Here is a 21,901-nt window from a genome sequence, read left to right on the forward strand (position 1 = left end):
TTAGCTATGGAGATGATGCATTTCATTCGTCTGACCCGATCAACTACCCATTGAGGTGCCTGACGAAACGCGCACTCCAACCCACAGGATAGCCATGCGCCTACCCCTTCTCTTACCGTCCGACCTCAGCCCGGACCAACGTGATCTCTATGATGACATGCGAAACGGCATCCAGAGCGGATTCAAAGGCTTTGAGGCGATCAACGATGACGGCGCGTTGATCGGTCCATGGAATCCATGGCTACACTTCTCAAGATTCGGCGCCCCGACATGGGAGCTCGTCAAGGCGCTTTCCGCCTCGCCCACGCTGCCAAAGCCGGTCCGCGAGGTCGCGATCCTTGTGACGGGCGCACATTTTCACTCGGCCTACGAACTCTATGCCCATGTTCTTGTTGCAGAGGCGAGTGGGCTGGCTGAGGAGACAATCGCAACCATCGTAGCCGGGCAACGTCCGGTGGACCTGACGTCCCAGCAAGTGGCAGCATACGATGTCGCTTCCGCGCTGGTATCGGGGAGGCTTCTTCCCGATCTGGTCTATCGCCAGGCGGTGAAAGCCTTCGGCGCGGATGGCGCCGCCGAACTCATTTACCTGACCGGCCTTTACAGCCTCGTATCGGTGATATTGAACGGCTTCGACGTGCCGGTACCGGAGAGCAGGAATGCCCTCTGAACGCGCCAGTTCTGCTCTTGCGCTGAAGCAGCTGTGCTGGCGATCGCGTTGCCGGCGTGCTGACGATCCCATCGCCCGCACGGTTGAGATCCCTCGGCCCGACGTAAGACTTAACCGCCCTGAGCTCGAACAGCGTCTATGACATTGCGACTGCAAACGCGAGGAAGCGACGATGGCCGATAGCTGGATCAATTCTGGAACGGGACGTTTGAGCTGCCTCGCGCAGTCCTGAATAGGGTCTCCGGCCGCACGACGCCGCACCTTTGTCAGGCAGCTTAGACCCGAGCGCGGGACTCCCTCGTAACTGGCAGAATGCCATGAGATCATGTCTCCATGGCAGCGGCAGTGATGCCGTCGGATGTCACGGGCTGGTGTGCCGGCATGATCAGGGGAAGATTATTTTTTCCCTGGAATAGACGAGTCGTCGAGCTGCGGATTGCCTCAGCTTGCCTTTGCCGCATCCCCGCCTGTCACCGCAAACTCAGCCCCGGTCACCAACGCAGCGGCATCGGACGCCAGGAAGACTGCGACTGGTGAAATATCCTCCGGCTGCAGCCAACCCACCTGGAGCGGCACGGTTGGTGCACGCGCTTCCCAAGCCTCCCGCGCGGTCGGATTAGCTGTGGGCGTTCTGTTCGATTGCTCGATCGCAGCCCGAAAGCGCTGCTCATTGTAAGTTAGTGGGGTGCCGACCAAACCGGGCAATATCGCGTTGACCGTGATGTTGTGCTGACCAAGCTCGAGCGCCGCGGATTTCATCAGTCCGAGAATGCCCCATTTCGAGGCGGAATAACTCGCGCCATCTTTGGTCCCCATCCTGCCCTGCATAGATGAAAGCAGGATAAGGCGACCATATTTGCGAGCAACCATTCTGGGACCGAAAGCGCGTATGGTATTGGCCGTGCCGTTGAGATTGTTTTCAATCTGATCCCGCCAATCCATGTCATCCATCTGCATCAAAGGCTTCCAACCTTGGATCGCTGCATTGGCGACCACAATGTCGATCTTCCCGTACTCACGTTCGACCTGGTCGGCGACCCGGCGTAGCGCCGCGATGTCCCGGATATCAGCCTTCACAGCCGCTCCGCGTCGACCATATTTCTGGATCTGCGCAACAGTCTCCGAAAGCTCGCTGTCCGTTGCAGGAATCGCATCTGCCGTGGGGCTCACCGGACCTGCAATGTCGAGCGCGACAACGTCCGCACCGTTTGCAGCAAATTCGACCGCGATTGCGCGGCCGATGCCGCGAGCGGCTCCGGTAACGACCGCGATCTTGCCCGACAGGGTCGAACCCCGGCCGGGTAGGATCGGGCCAGCAGACCTGTCCTTGGGTGGTGTCGGATAAGGACCAGCTACGGGCTCGGCGACGGGTGCATGCGCCATTGCTGCTGACGAAGCCGCGCTGGCCTGCCTGCTGCTTGCCAAGGTGGCAATCGCAACGCCGCTTCCCAAAAGCAAGGTGCGGCGGGTGGTGTCGCCGGTTTTCGCCTTGTCGTGTCCCATCTCGTTTCCTTTCAAAGCCTCACAAGCTGCAAGTTTCTTCGCGACGATCGTAACTCCGAACCGATCACGATGGAGCCGAGCGTCGGTTTTGATCGGATCCGTCCTGCCGTGGCGGCTGGGATCAAAACCCCATTCAGCAAGGGGCAGCCGCCCGGCTGCGCGAGTAGGCAGTGGGCGTGAAGCCGGTCAGCTTGCGGAAGGTGGCCGTGAACGCGCTGGTCTCGCTGAAGCCCACGGTAAGACCTATTTCTGTCACGGACATCGCAGACTCAACAAGCAGCACCATTGCCCGTTCGATGCGCCGCGTGACGTGGAACCGATGAGGTGGCACGCCGAATGATCGCTTGAAGGCTCTGGCGAAGTGATACGTGCTTAGACGCGCGAGTTCGGCGAGATCCGAAAGTGATATCGGCTCTGCGAGATGCTCTTCAATGTGGGCAGCAACCACTCGCTGCTGCCATGCGGCAAGCCCGCCGCGGACAGGAGTGTCGGCTTGCGAAGCCGCTTGATCGAGGCGACATAGCTCACGGGCAAGCACGAGGGCCAGCGCCTGAAGATACGATGCATCGCCTGCAGCGGACCTCTCGACGATTTTCCCGAGATTGAGCGCGAGCGCCAGGAGCACCGCATCCTCGAAGAAGAGCCGCGGCATCGGCACATCGGGGTTCGACACCTGGGCCGGATCGAAATACACGAAAATGATCCGGGTCACGCCCTGCGCCTCGTGCCAGTCGTGATACGCGTGATTTGCGGGCACGAAGCTTGTTCTCCCCGTCCGGTCCTTCAAACCAGATCGTGGCAGACCGTCCACAAACGTCTCCCCTGCGCGCCGAACGCCTTGCTCCCAAACGGCGAGCAGATGCACGGGGGCGTTGAAATGGTACTCGGCTCTGATGTCATCCCTGGTCTCGACGATCTCGGCAATCATGCCGCCGCAGGTCACGGCTCGCCGTGTGGCCGCATAGGCCGGGGATATCTCGACAAGCGGACCAACAAGCCCGCTACATGCGACTGTATTGACTTGGCCAGCGACGTGCGCCGCCTCGCGTCTGCGGAGCTCGGAAGGGCTTGTCGGCATTGGCCATGACGGCAGAGCTGCAGGCAAAACCGCGCCACCAGCGGTGGCAAATGGCTCGAGCTTCGGGAGTGACGAGTCTAACAGCATTAGCGCACCTTGCAGGTTGGAGACCTTTGTTCGTGCCGTGCGCCTTAGTTACGTGCGACCTGCGGACCGCTCCATCGTACATAGGTAAGCCGTAGTAGAATCTCGGTGTGGCAGGCCTATACTTGTGTATGTTTTTTCCCAAGTCATGGCGGCAGATCTGGACCCTGCGAGCTCATCGCAACGGAAGCGTTCGCGCTGACTCGGTCAAGCCGAACCGGCACGCATCGGAAACCCAAAGAACCTTGAGTTGAGTTAAGTGCGAATTCGGCACTCTCGCCTGACCACCGAACGCACGCCATCTCAACCTTGGCGGCAAGCCGGCTGCTGCGGGTTTGTTCTCAGAGTTGGGCGGTCCCGTTTCGGGTATCGCCTGCGGAGATGGACACCGCCTGCGAGCCGGCGCTGTCTTCGGCGGGCACGGAGAACCGAAAAATGGCCCCTCGAGGTTCATTCGCCGCGGCCGACAACTCGCCGCCATGCCTTTCGACAATGGTGCGCGAGATGGAGAGCCCCATGCCAAGCCCTCCAGGCTTGGTGGTGTAGAATGCATCGAAAAGCCGCATTAGACTTTGCGGGTCCATCTCCGGACCAGTGTCGCACACCTCAACGACAATCGCGGCCGGCTCCGCCTGACAGGTTCTGATCAGCAATTCTCGTGACCCGTCGCGAACGCCAGCCATAGCCTCGATAGCATTGATGATCAGATTGAGCATGACCTGTTGCAACTGGACCCGATCCCCACGGATGGGCGGCAATCCCTCCGTAAGCTCCAGCCGAAGGTGAGCGTCATTTGCGAGGACTTGCCGTCGAGTGAGGGCCACGACTTCGAGCATCAAGCTGTTGACATGGAGGAGCTCAGACCGCCGAGGTGATTTCATGAACAGGGCACGAATGCGCTGAACGACTTCCGAAACCCGCGTCCCTTCATTGACGATGCTGCGGAGAGCATGTTGCGCTTCCTTGAGGTTCGGCTGTTGACCACTCAACCAGCGCAAGGCGGCTTGTGCATTCGTGACCACAGCGGCAACCGGCTGGTTTACCTCATGCGCAATTGAAGCCGTGAGTTGACCCATGGTCACCACTCGGTTTGCATGCGCTAGCTCAGACTGAAGCCTCTCACGCTCGATCATGCTGTCCTTCAGAACCTGGACTGCGGCAGCCATCTTGCCGACCTCGTCGCTGCGCTCGATCCTGGGCACCTCGACGGCGGTGAACCCCTTGGCGAGTGTCGTTATTGCTGCCGTGAGGCGTCCGATAGGCGCAGCAATGGATCGGGTGACAAGAGCGGCCATCAACGCCGCTATGACCAATGAGACCGCGCAGCCAAGCACCGTCATCGTATACGCTGCCGTAAAGGCCTTTCGCTGAGTAGCGTCTCGCCCTGCAAGGAGCTCCAGCTCAGCTTTCTCGATCTCCTCGGCTTTCGCGTGAATAAGATCGATTAAGCTTCTACCAACCATTGAGCTTTCAATGGCACGCGCACCCTCCTGCCCCTCGGGCTTTGGCATGAGAGCAATTTCACGATCCGCAATGCTAGATCGCCATTTCTTCTCCAAATCATCGAGCGCATTGAGCCGACTCTGCTGGGACGGGTTGTCTTTAGTTAAATCTCTTAGCTTGCTAATTAACTGCTCGTACCTAGCGTTGCTCTGGCGGGAAGACTCCAGAAAACTGTCATCACCGGTAAGTACGTAGCCGCGGAGGTTCGATTCCTGCTCCAGTACGGCATGCCTTGCTGTGCTTAGGGCGACCACTACGTCGGTGGAATGGATGCGCCAATTCTTGGCTTCCTCCACTACTAGCAGCCGGTCGTAAACTACTGCGCTGCTCACAAAAATGGTGGCAAGCACCACGACAAACGCCGCTAGCAGCTTGCTTAAAATCGGCAGGTTTGCCAAAGCGGACACACAAACTCCTCCAGGCCGCGGCGAACCCTTCGGGGGCCTCACTTCAGATTCTACAGTCCGGCCGGGGCATATGCACGTCGATTCTCCCGTCAAGCCCCAGCGAACACGGCGGCACTCCAAGCTGGGACTCTGGACACGCCGCATGGCTGATTTGCCGGAGCATATTGCTGCCGGGGCCCTTCTGTTTCGGACGGAGCACTACCTGCGACTTTGAAGGAGGCGCAATCATCGATTGGTTGACAAGATTGATATGAACGCGCTGCCCGTTGCTGCGGCCAGTACTCCCCCGTTCGCAGACCATGCATAAGGCTGCATGCTGACCACCGAGCGTGAGCGCCCAAACCGTGTTCGCGACGCGTGGGGCGAACGTGGCGTCGTGTTCAACATCACTCAGATCCCTTCGCGCCGCCCAGCTGTGCCATAGCCATTCCCGGCACACTGCGAATTAGCGCTGCCTTCGATTACACTCGGATCCTAGAACCTGGCGGCCGCGGGCCATCTCCTCTCGACGCAGCGGCGTCAGACGGGCATTCTTGTGGATGTTCATTCGGTCCTCCGAGAATCACTGAGGCTTCGACAGCCTCAGCTTTCTCGGTCGGGGCCGAATGGACAACCTCCTGGAGGCTCACAGCTAGTTGAGCGCGGGCTTTACCTTCGATGGGGTAAACGGCACCGAACGGAGCCGCGCGCCGGTCGCCTCGAAGATGGCATTGCTAATTGCCGCCGGTACGACCGCACAGGACGGTTCGCCGCCGCCCCATGGTGGCTCGTTCGGTCGATCTATCAGATCAATCACCACGTCGGGAACTTCGGGAAAGGTCAGGATCGGATAGGTGGCCCAGTCGAGGCTGGTCACCATGGAGTGGTCGAAGGTCACTTCCTCTTTCAGCACCCGGCTCACCGTCTGCACGATGCAGCCTTCGATCTGATTGCGCAGTCCGTCCGGATTGACAATCTGGCCGCAATCATGCGCGATATAGAAGCGCTGGACCGCAATCTCCCCTGTTTTTCGGTTGATGCGCACCTCTGCGACGGCGCCAACATAGGTACGGACCAGCTCGTATTTGACATAGGCGAGGCCGCGCCCGGCAACGACGTCCGCGCTCCGATTGGGCTGCGGCCGCGCACGCCAGTTGCTAAGCGTCGCGAGTCGCTCCAGAAGCTCCTTGCCGCGCCGGTCGTCGAGATGATCGAGGCGGTATTCCAGTGGATCGGCGTGCAGTTCCGCGGCGATCTCATCCATGAAAGACTCGTTCGCAAACGTGTTTTGCAGCCGTCCAGGAGAACGGATCCAGGACGGCTTGAGCGGCGTCGATTCGAGCCGATGCGCGGTCGTCTTCACGTTCGGAAAGGTGTACGGGATGGCGAGATCGTTGAGGACGCCGCCCGGGCTAAGCTGGCTCAGATCTTTCAGACCGGCAAGACCGGCGCCGACAAGCTCCACTAACGTGGGGCCGCCTTGAGGAATAAACAGCTCGGATTCCCATGCGACGAGCTCATGACCCTGATCGATGCCGGCATGCATGTCGAGAAGAGTGGGCGGCCCCTTCGGATCCCAGCCATGCTCGTCGGCGCGCATCCATTGGACGCGGACCGGACTGCCTACCGCCCGCGCCAATAGAGCCGCGTCCGCCGCCGCGTCCTCATGGCCGTTGCGACCATAGCAACCGGCGCCTTCGACGTAGATACAGCGAACCTTTGCGTCCGAAAGCTCGAGCATCGCCGCTAGTTGCTTGCGAAGATTATGTGTGGCCTGGGAGGCGGTCCAGCAGGTGACAGCGCCTTCGCTAAAGGAGGCGACCGCACAGGATGGGCCGATGGAGCCGTGCGTGTGTATAGCAAAATCATAGGTCGCCGAGAGTTTGCGTGGCGTCGCTGCAATCGCCGATGTCGACGAGCCCACATTGCTGAGGATATCGTCATGGACTATCCTCGTTTTGCGGACGTGATCCCAGAGCTGCGTCTGGTCAGGCAGCCCTTCCCATTTCGACCATGTTACGGTCAATTGCTGGGCCGCCTTAACCGCGCTCCATTCGGTTTCGGCGACAACGCCGAGGAAGTTGCCGATGCGGACCACTCGGACAATGCCAGGGATGTCGCTTATCGACGACTCCTCGTAGGAGACGAGTTTCGCGCCGATCCCTGACGGCCGGATGACGCGGCCGTGCAGCATGCCCGGGAGCTTGAAATCCTGCATGTAGGTGAAGCGTCCATCTACCTTCTGCGGAATATCGAGGCGCGCGACCGGCTTTCCAACAATCGTATATTCGGAGACCGGTTTTTCGGGAGCGTTCGGATCGACGTCGATGGCGAGCGAGTCACCGCTGACGAGCTGACCGATCGGGATCTCGTGGCCGTTGGAGGCTCTCACGATCCCGCCTTGGACCGAGAGCGACGAAACCTCAACCTTAAGCGCCGTAGCTGCCTTTCGGAGAAGCGCCTGACGCGCGGTAGCCGCCGCTCGCCGCAATTGCATTCCACCTTTCTCGATGGAATAGCTGCCGCTCGTGGTTCCCTGGTCCGGCGTCAGCGCCGTGTCGCCCTCGATGATTGCAACTTGGCTCATCGGGACATCGAGCTCTTCTGCCACAATCTGCGTGAGGGCTGTGCGCACCCCTGTCCCAAGGTCGACTTTGCCGGAGTAGACTGTAACCTTGCCCTCACGGTCGACCGCAAGGAAGCCCTCGACGCGGTCGGGCGATACGCTCTTCTGCGGCGCGGCCGTTTGAGCCCTTGCACGCTCGGGGACAACACCAAAGGTTACAACAAGAGCCCCGGCCGCAAGCAACACAGAGCGCCGGTCTATGATGACGGTCATGACATCCTCCTCATCGGCCAGCCGCCCGCCTCACTGCGCGGACGATGCGCAGATGCGTGCCGCAACGGCAAAGGTTGTTTGCCAATTCCTGCTTGATTTCCTGGTCGCTAGGCTTTGCTTTGCGCCGTAGCAGCGCAGCGGACTGCATGATCATCCCGTTGATGCAGTATCCACATTGGACGGCCTGCTCATCTATGAAGGCCTGTTGCAGGGGATGGCGGTTTGCATCGGAGCCGAGCCCCTCGAGAGTGACGACCTTGCTGGCTCCAACCGAAGAAAGTGGCGTTACGCACGACCGCGCTGCCTCGCCGTCGATCAGCACGGTGCAAGCCCCACACTGACCCAGGCCGCAGCCGAAGCGCGGTCCACGCAGTCCAAGCTCGTTTCTGAGCACATAAAGCAGTGGAGTATCGGGATCGGTGACGGTGACCGACTCCATCCTGCCGTTCACGTTTAGGTCTGTCGTAGCCACGTAAGTTCCTCTACCAGTCTCTGGGCAAAACAGGGTGGTCCGACTGAGAGTGTAGATATCGCCCGGCAGATATCTTTGTCCGCATTGCCGCGATTGGTTCGGTCTTGCCCTGAATGCTCTGGCGGCAGCACTCGTCCTGCTCTCGCGTAAGGCCCGAGCTTGCAACATCGGCTCAGGGTCGTAGCGGCGGCACCATGAATTCTGGTCCAATCGGATTCTTGATATCGCGCAAAGGATGCGATCAATTTCTAATGTCGCTCGCATCCAGCTGCCAGCCGCCCACCTGATCAATAAGCCGCAGCTGGTCTGGATGACGAGCACCCACAGCACGCTGTTGTACCTAGTGGAGCATCCAGCGCTGCGAGGTGGATGGAACTTGGGATCGATGCGGCGCAGATCGTCGCCGTTGGTCTCGGGCCCATCCTGCCGACAGCAAACCGCGGCACAGCGTCCACAGCCGAACGTCGGTGTTGTTGTTACGGCAGTAACGCAGGATCTCTGAGTCACGCGGCGCCGTTGGGCGCCCGCGGCTTCGGGTTTCCGACGCGGCGGCCGCTCTTGCCGGCATGCGCCAGCACGTTGAACCCGGCCGTGCCAGGCGGCGCACAGCACCTTCGGGACTGTGCCTTGAGGCCTCCGTGGGCGTCGGAGACGAGTGCTTAACGCCGCGCAGCCCGGCGGGCGGTCAGATTGCGGAGGAACTCTCCAGATCGGATGGGCCTCAAAGTCCCGACCTCAATGCCGAGCACCTCTCGCCGAGCATCGGTATTGACGGCGATGGACGGCGAGCGAGACGATGCGCCCGCCGTGGTCGGCCGATCGCGGCGAACTCTCGATATGCGTGTGCATCGCCAACCTGTTAACTCGCACCGGCTTCACTGATTCGCGTACCTGCGTCCTTGGCTGCCAGACCGCCGATCGCCGACCAGTCGAGTTTGTCGCCGCCATGGGCGAACAAGGTAAGAAAGCGGTCACGCAAGAGGCTCGCGAGCGGCAGTGGCACGCGCAGATCCTCGGCGACGGCCAGCACGAGCCGAATGTCCTTGTACCCGAGCGGCGCGGCGAAGCCGGCCGGCTCAAACGTCTCGTCGGCGACGAGCGCGCCATAGGTTTTGTAGACGGGCGCGCCGAAGAGTGTTGATGTTAGGATGTCGAGATATTGATGCTTATCGATCCCGCCTTTGCCGACAAGCGCCAAGGCCTCGCCGAGCGACTCGAACACGGACGCGATCAGAAAATTACCGCTCAGCTTGACGAGATTGGCCGCTTTCGGCGTTTCAGAGACCACGAACGTTTTCTGGCCTATGGCGTCGAAGAGAGGTAAAGCAATTTCGATGGCGTCCGGTGCGCCCGCGGCGATCACAAACAGTTGGCCGGCGGCTGCTACATTTGGCCGTCCGAACACAGGCGCTGCGATGAATTGCTGACCGGCTTCAGCGTGATCGGCCGTCAGCCGCTCTGAAAGTGCGACACTGATCGTGCTCGCCGAAATATGGACGGCACCCTTCGGAAGGTTCGCCAGTATACCACGGTCCCCATAGACCACGCTCTCGACGGCGTGATCGTCCGCCAGCATCGTAAACACGACTTTACCCTTGCACGCGTCTGAGACCTGGCTTGCGGCATGGGCGCCCTTATGGCGGAGGTCTTCGTCCTTACCCGGTGTCCGATTGTACACAGTCACGTCGTGGCTCGCCTGGAGGAGGTTCCCGGCCATGGCGGCGCCCATGTGCCCCAACCCGATGAATCCAACTTTCATTTGCGTATCCTTTCAGGGCAAAATGATTGAACTGGCCACGGCATCGACCCAGCGGCCTTGAACAACGGCCATCAGCGTGAACGCTTCGGGACGTAGCCCTAGAGCTACCGAAAATGCCGGCCTGTCACGCGACGACCTCGATAATTCCCATCATTCCCTTGTCCTCGTGATCGACCGCGTGACAGTGATACACGAACCGGCCTACGATTACGGGGTCCGTGAAAGGGATCACTACTTTCAGCATACCCGGTCCGGCATGGGTGGCCGGCGGCACAGAAAACGTGTCGCGAAGGCTGTCCTCGTTCTGTGGGATTCCGTTTAGCTCGGTCACCATGAACGCTGTCTGGTGAATATGGAAACTGTGGTATTGTTGGTCGTTGTTGATGATGGTCCACTCCTCAGTGTCTCCGAGCTTCACGGTTTGATCGACGCGGTTCTCGTCCATCATGCGTCCATTGATCATGAAATGCTGCCGGTCGGGGGTCCTCGAATATACAAGGGTGCGACTGCGCGCGACTGGTGTGGATCGCACCTCATCAAACCATCGCCTACCCTGCACATCATGGCGCAAAACCGCGGCCTCGATGTCCGCAGTTGCGGTCGGCGCCCCGGCAGAAATTACGCCCGCGATCCGTTGTGGAGGACTGGGCTTCCGCCCGGCCGAGTTCTGGAACGGGATGGTCGTCATCGCGTATTCGCCCGATTGCGGACCAATCGCTATCACATCGATCCGCTCGCCAGGTCCAAGAAAGAATTCGGTCAGCTTACGTGGTCGGGACAGCGGATGACCGTCGGTCGCCAACACGTAGAGCGGCATGCCTTCGATGTGGAACTTGATGAAGAGAGTGGCGCCGATGTTAGCAATGCGCCAGAACTGCAGCTCGCCAGGCTGGATCCGCACATGAGGATTAAGCTGACCGTTGACGGAGATGATCTCGCTTTCTTCGCCAAGCTCGACATGCTTGAAGAAAAAGAAACGCTCTGCCAATCCGCCAAGGATGGGAAAGAGCTGCTCGGACCCCTCGACCACGATGCCTCCCGACATTCCACCCAGGATTTGTTTGGCCACAAATCCGTGCGCATGCGGATGATACCAGAACAGGCCTGGCCCCTGGCGATCCCTGACGGGAATATGAATCTTGTAGTCGAACTCCTGGCCCGGATGGACAAGGATAAATACATTGTCACTATTGCCCAAAGGCGAAACCGCCATCCCATGATAGTGCAAATTCGAGGGATCATCAGGAAGGCCGTTCCTGAAAGTGATCGCCATTGTGTCGCCTACTCGCACCCGTAGCAGCGGCGGCAGATAGGCGCGGTTATAAACGAACCCGGGAAAAGCGAAATCACCGAGCTTCACACGATCAGCTGTCGCTGTAAGTGTTGCTTTGAGGACTCCATTGTCACTGCGGATCTCCCCCGGTTGGATCAGTTCTTCGGCGGTTTGGGCTCTTGCCCACTCAGTCCCAAGCAATACTGTGCTTGCCGCAGGCGCGATGGAGAGCGCAGGAGCCGCCAGCGGCAGACCGGCCATTGCCTTAAGAACAAAGCGCCGATTGTGACGTCTCGAAGAACTTCGCAGCGCATCCGCTTCACCAACTCCGCTTCTGTTTGTCATGGCCTGTCTTGCCCTCGTGAATTCGGTTCCAATAAGGCCGCCCGGATTCGGGGCGGCGCGGCGGAGTTCGAAGTAAAAGCGCCCAGAACACTGACCGGTCGTCTCCGCAGGAGTGCCGAAAGGGCTACGCATGGGGAGGGAGCATGCGATGCCTCAGTGGTTTGCGGGACACTTCCATGGAGTGCGGCCATTGTCCTGGGCACCGCGATCTTCGCCGACTGGAACGGCGTCGTATTCTCAGAACGCCGCTGTTATTTCGATTTCGCCCGAATACTCGGCGGCGCCAGCTACATCATTGGACGCATCACCCTCCCTCTCTTCAACTGGCCGACGAAGCGGCGCCGGGTTTGAGGAGGTTATCGAGTGAACGGGACTTAATCGGCGATGGCGAGGCAGGAAGCTGCCCATCTACTCGGCCATCAGGTGTGGCTCACCTGGTAAGACTAGCGCGAACACCATCGCATCGATCGAGCGCGCGCTTGCGCAAGTCTTCTCGACGGTCCTCAGGAAACTGGATTGGAGCTCGAGAGTCCCAGCCGCTCCGAGATCCGCACGAGGTCCGCTAGAGTACGAACCTCCATTTTTCGCATGACATGCCCGCGATGAATTTTGACTGTGATTTCGCTAAGACCGAGCTCGCCTGCGATTTGCTTGTTCATCAGGCCCTTTGTGACGAACGACATGACCTCCCTCTCCCGCGATGTCAGCGTTTGGTAGAGGGCCTTAGTGGCTGCGGTCGATTGCTCCTCGTCACATCTCTTGCGGTCACGTTCCAGAGCCGCGAAGACCGCATCGAGCATGTCTTGATCCCGGAACGGCTTGGTAAGAAAGTCGACCGCCCCTGCCTTCATGGCCCGTACCGACATGGGTATGTCGCCGTGCCCTGTCATGAAGACGATAGGGATAGGGATGCCTGATCTCGCCAACTGGCCCTGGAAATCCAGGCCGCTCACGCCGGGAAGGCGGATATCAAGAACAATGCAGCTCGGCGCCTCAAGAGGTTTGCTCTGCAGGAACTCGGAGGCAGAAGCGAACGTTTCGACCTGCAGTCCGACCGACCTGAACAGGCTGCTTATGGCTTCCCGCAAGGCGGTATCATCGTCTACGACATAGACAATGTTCGGAGTGGAGATCGAATTTCCGTTGGCCCCGGCGGTCATGAATTGCCTCCTGCAACGCTGGTAACCGGACGACGAAGCATGCACTATTTCCCAAATTTGTTCCAAACGGATACGGACCCGCGGGTCTCGAGAAATCAATCGCAGACCTCATGCCGTTCCCCTGGCGACGTGAAAATGGCAAATGGAGCGGCAGAGACGATACCGATATTACCCCGGTTGATTTCACCTCGACAAGAAGGGCTGGCTAATCGCTTTCGCAAGCGATCTTTGCTGCCGATCAGGGCAGCAACTTGGCTCGGGAGGTATATCGAAATCGTCGTTCCTCGGCCGACAGCACTCTGCACATCGATGTGCCCGCCCCACTGATCAACGAAAGCTTTGGCCATCGGCAATCCGAGCCCAGCGCCTTTGGCTGCCGGGTTTGCGGAAAAGAACGGCTCAACCGCTTGTGCCTCGACCTCCTCGGTGATGCTGCAACCACTGTCGCCGCCGCTCGTATGTCGATCGCCGGGCTCAACTGCCGGCCATCGTCGACGGCCCGAGCTATCTCTGATAGGTATTTCGCATATCGACCTTGGTCGAAGTCTTTCGGCCGTAGCAGATCCGGCCCGCTGCCAATTCCAAATTTTCCGGTCGCCTCGCAATTCTCGATCCATTCCAGGCATTCTTCCGCCTTTCAGTTGCGGTACCGGCCACAATGGCCCTTTGCGCTACGGATGACGTGTTTCATCTGGCCTGCTGTCGCTCTGCGCATTTACCGCCTTACTTACACATTCCAGCATTTCAGTGCCATCGAAGGGTTTGCTGAAGAAGGCCAGAGCTCCCGCGCAAAAGGCCTGGCGGCGGTCCCGCTCTTCTGGGTAAGCGGTGATGAAAATGATCGGCCTTTTATAGCGTCGTGCCAGAAGCGCATCCTGGAGCTTGAGACCTGACATCCCAGGCATCTGCACGTCTGTGATAACGCAATTCACCTGATTCAGGCGAGCCGAATCCAGAAGCTCCTCGCCTGACGCGAAGGAGATAGCTTCGTACCCGGCCGAGCGCATCAGATTGGCGGTTGATGTCCGGACCGCACCATCGTCATCGACGATGGCAATCAAAGGGATTTGAGGCACTTCATTGTCTTTCTGATCGGTCCGAAGGGATCCCTCTGTCTCTTCCCCTCTATATCCCGACAATACAAAAATCTGGACTGCTTAGGAACCATACAAAGGTTTGCATCAGCTGGAGATGGCCATAGTAGCAACGACATGGGCGCGATATCGGCAACACGAACTCCGTGGACAGGAATACCAAAGTGTGCGGCCACCCATATCAGGAGATGATCCCTGTTAAACTCATATAGAATGGAGAAAATCTCAGCGAGTTGTAGTTTCGGTCCATGTCAGTTGAGGTCAACTGAAGCCAGTTCGGTAGCCCATTCGGATTTGTTCGGGAACTACGGCATCGTGATTGATGATGGGCAGGAATTTCAGGAGCTACTCCAATGCAGCAAGCGCGTGCGTCTGAGTCTCATGTTGGTCGATCAGGGCAAGAGTACCTGGCTCCTCCGCGTCTTCCGGCGCCAATTGTCCGCGTTAGGGGAGCACATGCATCCGACCCATCAAGTTCATTCCCTGACAGTCCAGACCTGGCAAACTCGCCGGAGATCTCGATCATTCTCGAGCATCTCGACCTTCTCCTTTCGGTAGCTGGATTGCCGACAGCTCGTCCGACTGGCGACGACTTGTTCACCGGCAATGGCACGGCGGCGGGCCTGCTAAAACCGGCCAGCGGAATCCAGCAACCGGCCGATCCCATCGTCGAACAGCTGTCGCAGGCGCTCGAGGCTGCCGAGTGCAGCCAGGAGGATTTCGCCTGCCTCTATGCAGATTCGCTCCGCCTCGCCCTTGTCGCTCGGTTGCTTGCCTTGCACGATCCCGCATATCGGGGGAACCAGTGTTCGCCCCAGCCCCGGAACACACTCCCCATGTGGCGCCTCAAGCGCACCGCCGAGTACATCGAGGCAAATCTCGGAGAAACGATCACATTGGGCGACATGGCCGCGGCAACGGGGCTCAGCCGGATGCACTTTGCTGCCCAATTTCGTGCTGCAACAGGGATACGTCCGCACGAATTTCTTCTACGGCGACGTATCGAACGTGCCAAGGAAATGCTCGCACAGACCCAAACGCCGCTGGTTGAGATTGCCCTCAACATAGGCTTCCAAACGCAATCCCATTTTAGCGTCGTCTTCAAACGTTTCGTCGGCGAGACGCCGAACCGTTGGCGTTCAATCAATTCGGGAGAGACCCGTGGGCGAACCGCCGGTCACCGGACGCTCGCCACTTCCCGCACCTGATCGCAACTGGCCTCTCCTGCGGATCGATCGCAGGAGAATGGCGAAGAATAGCCAAGGAGACCGAAATGAAGAGCAAGCTCAAATATTGGCAGGTTTTATCGATCGTCACGGCAATCATCACCCCGGCCTGTGTGGCAGGCTCCTCGCTGACTGCATCGGCTCAAGGCGGCGAAACCGCTGCGGCGATCGTTGCCGACCAGGCTCGAAGCCAGGGTTTCCCCTGCAAGGGGCCGATCTCGGCGGAGCGTCTCGATGCCGAATCTGTACCCAACGAAACCGCTTATCTGCTGCGGTGCGACGCCAGGGCTTATCGGGTGCTTCTCATACCTGACCAGGCTGCCATTGTGACGAGCGTGGGTTGAGGCACCTGAACTCACGCAGCTGCCCGACTAATCAATTGGGTTCTCCGGACCTCGGACCGCAACCAGCCGCGGCACCAGAGCTCCAGCCATACTCAGTCTCGGCTGGTTGTTCGTCCATCAGAAGGAAGATAAGCCATGGTTAAGTACATCAACTCCCGTCAATCCAGGCCACAAGCTTACCGTTTGGGGGTCACGGCGGCCGTTCTCGGATCTGTTGCACTGCTTGGTGGGACGCTGGCGCTCCATGAACTCGGCTTTTCAAGACAGGCCGATACGGCGCAAGCCGCCGAACCTGCTGCTCCACCCGACGGCTTTGCCAATATCGTGGCTAAGGTCAGACCGGCTGTCCTGTCGGTGCGCGTGATAATCGATGAAACCCGAGAGACTGCAAGCACAGATGCAGGCCAAAGCCCGGCTGTGTCGCCTGATTCAGCCTCGTCAGGTGAACACGGAGTGATCCTCGGCGAGGGATCGGGTTTCTTCATCTCGGCAGATGGCTACGCGGTAACCAACAACCACGTGGTCGATCATGCCGAGGCCGTCGTAGTGGCCACCGGCGACGGCAAGAGCTACAAGGCCAAGGTCGTCGGCACGGATGCCAAGACTGACCTCGCCCTGATCAAGGTTGACGGTCACGATTTTCCGTACGTCAGATTTGCCGACCGGCAACCGCGCGTTGGTGATTGGGTGATCGCGATCGGCAATCCGTACGGTCTCGGCGGTACTGTCACTTCTGGCATCGTTTCCGCAGAAGGACGCGACATCAATGCCAACCCCTATGACAACTTCATTCAGATCGACGCCCCGATCAACCGAGGCAATTCCGGCGGCCCGGCCTTCGATATCGAGGGGAATGTGATCGGCGTCAACACGGCCATCTTCACGCCCTCCGAAGGCTCGGTCGGAATTGGCTTCGACATTCCGGCGGCTACCGTGAAAGCGGTTGTCGCTCAACTCAAGGACAAGGGATATGTGACGCGCGGCTGGCTCGGCCTTCATGATGAACCGATCGTCGCGGATATTGCCGCTGCGCTTGGCTTGAGCAAGGCGAGAGGCGTTCTTGTCGACGATGTGGAGCCTACTGGCCCGGCTATCAAAGCAGGGGTGAAGCCGGGGGATGCCATCACGGCCGTCAATGGTGCTCCGATTGATGCCCCCCTAGACCTGGCGCAGAAGATCGGCGAAATGGCGCCGGGGACTACGGTGTCATTAAGCATCTATCGCAATGGCGAGGCCAAGGACCTGAACATGAAGCTCGGAACCATGCCGGTCGACCGCCAGCCACAGGTCACCGCACCAACCGAGAGCAGGGTTGGCACTCCCAACAAGCAAGATCTTGGGTTTGTGCTAGCGCCTGCAAACCAGACTGCGGGCACCAGCAAGCCGGGAGTGATGGTCGTGTCCGTCGATCCCAACGGTCAGGCAGCGGAGCATGGCTTGCAGGCTGGCGACATCATTCTCGAGGTCGGCGGCAAGACGGTCTCGAACCCCAACGATGTCCACACGAGTCTTGCATCGCTCCGCAACAGCGGCAAGGCCGCCGCGCTGATACGAATCAAATCGGGCGATGCCATACGGTTCGTGGCGCTACCTCTCACAAACGCTTAGCGTAGTCATCCAAACCACACAATCTGCGATGATGGCATCGCATATCGAGGTCATGAACGACAGTGCCTCGCTCATAAGCGCGGCCCTCCCATGGTAGACCCGGCATCAACCACCATGTCCTGTGCCGTGACAAGCTCAGCGTCTTCGGAAAGCAGCCACCTGGTGGTTCCCGCAACATCTTCAGGCATTTCGTAGAAATTCGGGCGGCTAGCTGGCGCGTGGGGCGGAGGCGGTCTCATCACCTTCCGGAGGCAGTGTGAACTGAAAAACAGCACCCCGCGGTTGGTTCGCGGTGGCCCAAAGCCGTCCGCCATGGGCTTCTACGAGCGATCGGCAGATTGCCAGGCCCATGCCCATGCCGTCCGGTTTGGTTGTGTAGAAGGCATCGAAAACGCGGTCCAGGCTCTGAGGGTCCAATCCCGGGCCGCAATCGCACACTGCCACGCGTACCCCCCCATCCGTCTCTGTCTCGGTGCTGATCCGCAGGTTCAGTTTCCCTTCGGTTGTGTTGCTCATCGCCTCGACGGCATTCATGATCAGGTTGAGGAGCACCTGCTGCAGCAGGATACGGTCGCCACTAACCGGCGCCAGATCTCTCGCGAGCTCAGCCTGTAGCGAAACGCGATGCCGCAGCACTTCACTGCGTGTCAACACAATCACATCCCGAACGGCTTCGTTGAGATCGAACCGATCTTTCCGAGGGGGTGCCTTTTTGACGAGAGCGCGGATTCTGCCGATGACGTCGCCCGCCCGGTTGCTGCTTTTCACGATTTCATCGAGTGCGTGCCGTACCTCCTCAACGTTGGGCGGTCGGCCCCCCAGCCACCGCAACGCCGCCTGAGCGTTGGCGAGGGTGGCGGTGATGGGCTGGCTTACCTCATGTGCGATTGAGGCCGTGAGTTGCCCCATGGTGGTGACGCGGTTGACACGTGCGAGCTCCGCCTGAGCAGTTCGCAAGGCCTCCGAGATTAAAATGTGGTCCGTAAGATCGCGTACGACCACAAGTGCGGCTTCGATGTGGTTGGAATTCATCCGCAACGGTGTGTACGACATGGCGAGGTAGCGGCGCCCGAGCGCGGTGGTAAACCACTCGGTGTAGCGTACTTCTTCGCCCTCGAAGCACCGATCCAAATGCGGTTTGATGGTCTGTTCAAAGGCCGCGGCCCCCAAAAGATCAGCCACATGCTTCCCAATGCACATGTTGACCGGCACTCCCCAAAGTCGCTCATAAACCGGATTTACGCGTCGATAGCGATGGTCTCTTCCAACCATGGAGATGGCGTCGGGTGAGCTTTCAAATACCTGGCCCGCCAGATACTCGGCGCGTTTGCGTTCTGTGATGTCCTCACAGACGATCAAGATGACCGGTACACCCTTCATCAGCATGGCTCTGGCGGTTTCGCGAACCCAGAGCACCTCGCCGCTCTTGCGGAGCTTACGCAGCTCCCAACTGGCGACTTTGCCGAGTTGATCGAGGCACCTCGTCATATTGCGTTGGGCTTCAGCTCGATCATCTTCATGAAAAATCTTGAGGACGGATTCGCCCGCCAACTCGTCGACCGCATAGCCAAGTTGCTCAGCTCCGTAGGGATTCACAGACAGCACGGTCAAGGTGGTATCGATCATGAAATACATGGTCGGATTGTGCTCGAATACTCCCCTCCACTTTTCTTCATTTTCACGAAGCGCCTCCTCGGCCCGCTTGCGCTTTGTGATGTCCGTAACTGTCACCAATACCCGGTCGAGCTTGGAAGGTCCCGGTGGGAAGGTGATCGCAAAAAGGACCGTCAGTTTGTCTCCCGTCAGTGTTTGAAGCGTCGTTTCGGCTGAAAAAAGGGAGAGTTCTTCTGCGACGGCGATCAGTTCCCCGGCAAACGCGTCCATCGTGTCCGGGGTAAATACGGCATTTAGCGAGTCCAGGAGCTGGTTCTTGCTCTGGGCCTTGAACAGCTCAATCGTGGCGTCGTTCACGTCGACCACCTTCGCCAGTGAAATGCATTCTACTACGAACTCCGGATGTCCAGCGAAATAAGCATGGAAGTCTTCCACGCCTTGGGCCTTGAGCTTGTCGATCGCGGCTTTGATCAGAGAAAAATCCTCTTCCCATATCGACACGCCTGCCGTCCGAAAGATGCTTTTGTATCGTCTCTCGCTCTCGCGCAGCGCCTCCTCTGCCCGCTGGCGCTCGGTGATGTCGTTGTTGGTCTCCAAAATCGCGACAGGGTCGCCTCGCCCATCCCGCTGCAATGCCCATCGGCTTGCGACCGCGACTTGCGTTCCATCGCGCTTCGTATGGATCAGCTCTCCTTCCCAGCCGCTGCTGCGCAGCAGCTCGACATTGATCTTTTCAAGCGGCGCGGGAAAGGTCGTTTGCATGAGCTGATGGCACAGGTTTCCCACAGCTTCGTCGCTCGTCCATCCATACAGGCTCTCGGCGCCGCGATTCCAGTAGGTGATCCGATCGTGCAGATCACGCACGAAAATGGCGTCGTGCGAAAGGCCAAGCAGACTGGCCTGTTCGCGCAGTGTTTCTGCCGCTGATTGGCCTTGCACCACGAGCAGGGCCGTCACGCCGATGGCACCGATGCTGATTAAAAGGTTGACAACACCAGGAGCGTCCGGGGCCGCGGGTGCCGACAAAAAATAGCTCAACAAGCTGAGAACAACACACCCGGCGGCTACGAGTACGAGGCCCCGCGCGCGGCAGAATCGGGCAGTCATCAGTACAACGGCAACATAGAAAACGCCAACCGGGATGTCGGCCTCCGTGACGGTGTCGGCAATGAAGATTGCTGCCGCAACGGCGCCGGTTGCAATGGGAGGTAGCGTCTTGCTGGCGCTCCGAATCGGGTGCAACTGGTTTATCATCTTGGCTCTCGCCTGGCGCTCTGCGATCACCGGAAAATTCTACAGAGCGCTAGATGCCGAGCGTTTGCAATGGATAAAACGAATAGCGACATCTTAGGGCTGGTGCGTCCAAGCCGCGGGTCTCAGTGAATACAACCTCAAGTTCTGCTCGGTAGGTGTCATAAGAAAAATTTGGGGAGGATTGCCTCCGCGCAATTGAGTGCCCGGAGCGGGCCATGGTCAACTGGCCAGTTCAACCCGTTAGCTGAACCGTCTGCCTGGCCGCATCATGGCTTGCGCTCCGTTCGGTGGTTTAGCTCCGTGTCCCCAACAGCGCTATGTAAATTTTGCCGTATTTGTTCCTCGCTTGCCAGTTCCGGAGGGCCAAGCCTCGGCACTTTCCGCTATTTTCCGGATAGATCAAGAAAGCCGACACCGAACCTGGGCTGGTTCTCGGAAACCGCCAACGCGGTCGGCGGATCAGGTTTCCAAAGACCAGGACGACGCGCAAAGCGGCAAGCGCACCCAGAGAAGCCGGAAGCAGGAGGCCGCGGCAGGCCTGCGAGTACAATGAAAGCGACCTCCAATCCTTCCAGCAGGACAGCCCTGAACTCAGTCATCCCCGCATCGAATCCAGGCGTGGGCGACGTTGCTGTGCCCCGCTTTCGAGCCGTACCGGGCGCAAAGACGGCATTCTCATCGCGCAACAGAGTGAACCCGCCATCTTGAGTGAGGCCTTTCGCAGCCACCTTATGCCGAACAGATGCAGCATGGGGTACCGACGCCGAATGGAGGAATGTATCGGTACCTAGACAGCAACGGAGCGCTCAGCAGGATTGCGCCGGCCAAGACAGCAAACGCAACCCAGGGCGACGGGGGCGCCATCCGCGAAGCGTCCCTATTGCCAAGACAATTGTGAATGCCTGGACCCTCTCGACGATGGAGCCAAGAAACGCCGCGCGGACCGCGGGCATGACGACAGACAAGGTGGGCACCTAGAGTTCTGTCGGGATCAATAATCGTTACTGGAGTTCACGGAGCCGATCGGACACCAATGTCGCAAAGTTATCATTTCGGCTGGCCGGCCAATTCGGACGCGGAGCGCAGGTTCAGGTGACTGCTTCCACGCTTGTCCCGATAGGCCCCACTTCACCCGTGGATTGGATGATAGCCCTCACGCTTCTTCTGGACCGCCGACGACTGCACCTGCTGTGGTGCTTGGCAGGAGTCGCGAAGAGACCTAGGCCATCCGATAGAATCCTCCAAGGAGTGTTTATCTTGGCGTATTCCCAGCATGCACTCGAGCAGAAATAGTACTGGGAAGGTCGCCGGTGAAACGCAGAATTACAGTTGATACAAAGCATTTTTCTATCTCCGCATATTAAACAAAGCCGATGGTTCCTTGTGCAGCCGAATTGATGCCCCGCCTCGACGACAACGCTGCCCTTCAGCGATCCGCGTCGACACGGCGCACGCTCCTAATTGGGGAGCAAGAAGCTCAACTCGTCGCTAGCTGGAATTTACCGCGTCTGGCATGCCGCTCCATTGTATGCCGGTTTGCGCGGCCTATCTGCTCAGGTCGGTTGCCATATACTTTCGTATTTGTACCTTGGTCATAAACTCTACTCGAGCGGGGAATGGTGTCGCCTGAGGTGGCGCAGCTGAGGTCGTCGGTAGCCCGGGCTCTTCGCTAGGCGCCGGGTCGATCAG

At 59.1% G+C, this 21,901-nt stretch carries 15 protein-coding genes and 1 pseudogene; 4 read left to right on the forward strand and 12 right to left on the reverse strand.

The annotated features are described in order from the left end of the window. The first annotated feature begins 94 nt into the window (after window positions 1-94). Complete coding sequence (locus tag O7A70_RS23515) at window positions 95-670, forward strand: carboxymuconolactone decarboxylase family protein (protein WP_337142557.1); 576 nt, start codon at window positions 95-97, stop codon at window positions 668-670. Between the two features lie 441 nt (window positions 671-1,111). Here O7A70_RS23515 and O7A70_RS23520 read toward each other — a convergent pair whose 3' ends face one another. From O7A70_RS23520 to O7A70_RS23565, 11 genes and pseudogenes are all read right to left on the reverse strand, one after another. Next, the gene (locus tag O7A70_RS23520; RefSeq protein ID WP_337142558.1) at window positions 1,112-2,173 is read right to left on the reverse strand and encodes an SDR family NAD(P)-dependent oxidoreductase; all 1,062 of its coding nucleotides are present in this window, start codon (window positions 2,171-2,173) and stop codon (window positions 1,112-1,114) included. 133 nt (window positions 2,174-2,306) lie between these two features. Then, window positions 2,307-3,101, reverse strand: coding sequence for an AraC family transcriptional regulator (locus O7A70_RS23525; protein WP_337127986.1), 795 nt, complete (start codon window positions 3,099-3,101; stop codon window positions 2,307-2,309). A 575-nt stretch (window positions 3,102-3,676) separates the two neighbouring features. Beyond that, the gene (locus O7A70_RS23530) at window positions 3,677-5,236 is read right to left on the reverse strand and encodes a CHASE3 domain-containing protein (RefSeq protein WP_337142559.1); all 1,560 of its coding nucleotides are present in this window, start codon (window positions 5,234-5,236) and stop codon (window positions 3,677-3,679) included. A 640-nt stretch (window positions 5,237-5,876) separates the two neighbouring features. Further along, window positions 5,877-8,063 carry a xanthine dehydrogenase family protein molybdopterin-binding subunit gene (locus O7A70_RS23535; RefSeq protein ID WP_337142560.1) on the reverse strand — a complete coding sequence of 729 codons (2,187 nt, stop codon included), beginning with the start codon at window positions 8,061-8,063 and terminating at the stop codon, window positions 5,877-5,879. 10 nt (window positions 8,064-8,073) lie between these two features. Further along, window positions 8,074-8,535 (reverse strand): (2Fe-2S)-binding protein, encoded by a 462-nt coding sequence (locus tag O7A70_RS23540; protein WP_337127983.1) that lies wholly within the window; start codon window positions 8,533-8,535, stop codon window positions 8,074-8,076. A 542-nt stretch (window positions 8,536-9,077) separates the two neighbouring features. After that, window positions 9,078-9,342 (reverse strand): annotated as a pseudogene (locus O7A70_RS34220) (transposase); the annotation flags it as partial. Window positions 9,343-9,394: 52 nt separating this feature from the next. Continuing rightward, the gene (locus tag O7A70_RS23545; RefSeq protein ID WP_337142561.1) at window positions 9,395-10,294 is read right to left on the reverse strand and encodes an NAD(P)-dependent oxidoreductase; all 900 of its coding nucleotides are present in this window, start codon (window positions 10,292-10,294) and stop codon (window positions 9,395-9,397) included. Between the two features lie 124 nt (window positions 10,295-10,418). Beyond that, window positions 10,419-11,912: a multicopper oxidase family protein gene (locus tag O7A70_RS23550; RefSeq protein WP_337142562.1), complete on the reverse strand. Its 1,494-nt coding sequence runs from the start codon at window positions 11,910-11,912 to the stop codon at window positions 10,419-10,421. Between the two features lie 503 nt (window positions 11,913-12,415). After that, window positions 12,416-13,072 carry a response regulator transcription factor gene (locus O7A70_RS23555; RefSeq protein ID WP_337127980.1) on the reverse strand — a complete coding sequence of 219 codons (657 nt, stop codon included), beginning with the start codon at window positions 13,070-13,072 and terminating at the stop codon, window positions 12,416-12,418. 95 nt (window positions 13,073-13,167) lie between these two features. Then, the gene (locus tag O7A70_RS23560) at window positions 13,168-13,698 is read right to left on the reverse strand and encodes an ATP-binding protein (RefSeq protein ID WP_337142563.1); all 531 of its coding nucleotides are present in this window, start codon (window positions 13,696-13,698) and stop codon (window positions 13,168-13,170) included. 45 nt (window positions 13,699-13,743) lie between these two features. Next, on the reverse strand, window positions 13,744-14,133 hold the full coding sequence (locus tag O7A70_RS23565; RefSeq protein WP_337127978.1) for a response regulator transcription factor: 390 nt from the start codon (window positions 14,131-14,133) through the stop codon (window positions 13,744-13,746). Between the two features lie 626 nt (window positions 14,134-14,759). On the opposite strand from O7A70_RS23565, the gene O7A70_RS23570 reads away from it, so the two are divergent. From O7A70_RS23570 to O7A70_RS23580, 3 genes are all read left to right on the forward strand, one after another. After that, the gene (locus O7A70_RS23570) at window positions 14,760-15,374 is read left to right on the forward strand and encodes an AraC family transcriptional regulator (protein ID WP_337127977.1); all 615 of its coding nucleotides are present in this window, start codon (window positions 14,760-14,762) and stop codon (window positions 15,372-15,374) included. A gap of 65 nt (window positions 15,375-15,439) precedes the next feature. Next, complete coding sequence (locus O7A70_RS23575) at window positions 15,440-15,736, forward strand: hypothetical protein (RefSeq protein ID WP_337127976.1); 297 nt, start codon at window positions 15,440-15,442, stop codon at window positions 15,734-15,736. 135 nt (window positions 15,737-15,871) lie between these two features. After that, window positions 15,872-17,344 carry a trypsin-like peptidase domain-containing protein gene (locus tag O7A70_RS23580; RefSeq protein ID WP_337127975.1) on the forward strand — a complete coding sequence of 491 codons (1,473 nt, stop codon included), beginning with the start codon at window positions 15,872-15,874 and terminating at the stop codon, window positions 17,342-17,344. 207 nt (window positions 17,345-17,551) lie between these two features. Here O7A70_RS23580 and O7A70_RS23585 read toward each other — a convergent pair whose 3' ends face one another. Beyond that, window positions 17,552-20,212 (reverse strand): PAS domain S-box protein, encoded by a 2,661-nt coding sequence (locus tag O7A70_RS23585; protein WP_337142564.1) that lies wholly within the window; start codon window positions 20,210-20,212, stop codon window positions 17,552-17,554. Between the last annotated feature and the right edge of the window lie 1,689 nt (window positions 20,213-21,901).

This window comes from Mesorhizobium sp. Cs1299R1N1 (assembly GCF_037179655.1).
In the GTDB taxonomy this organism is placed as follows: Bacteria; Pseudomonadota; Alphaproteobacteria; order Rhizobiales; family Rhizobiaceae; genus Mesorhizobium; species Mesorhizobium salmacidum.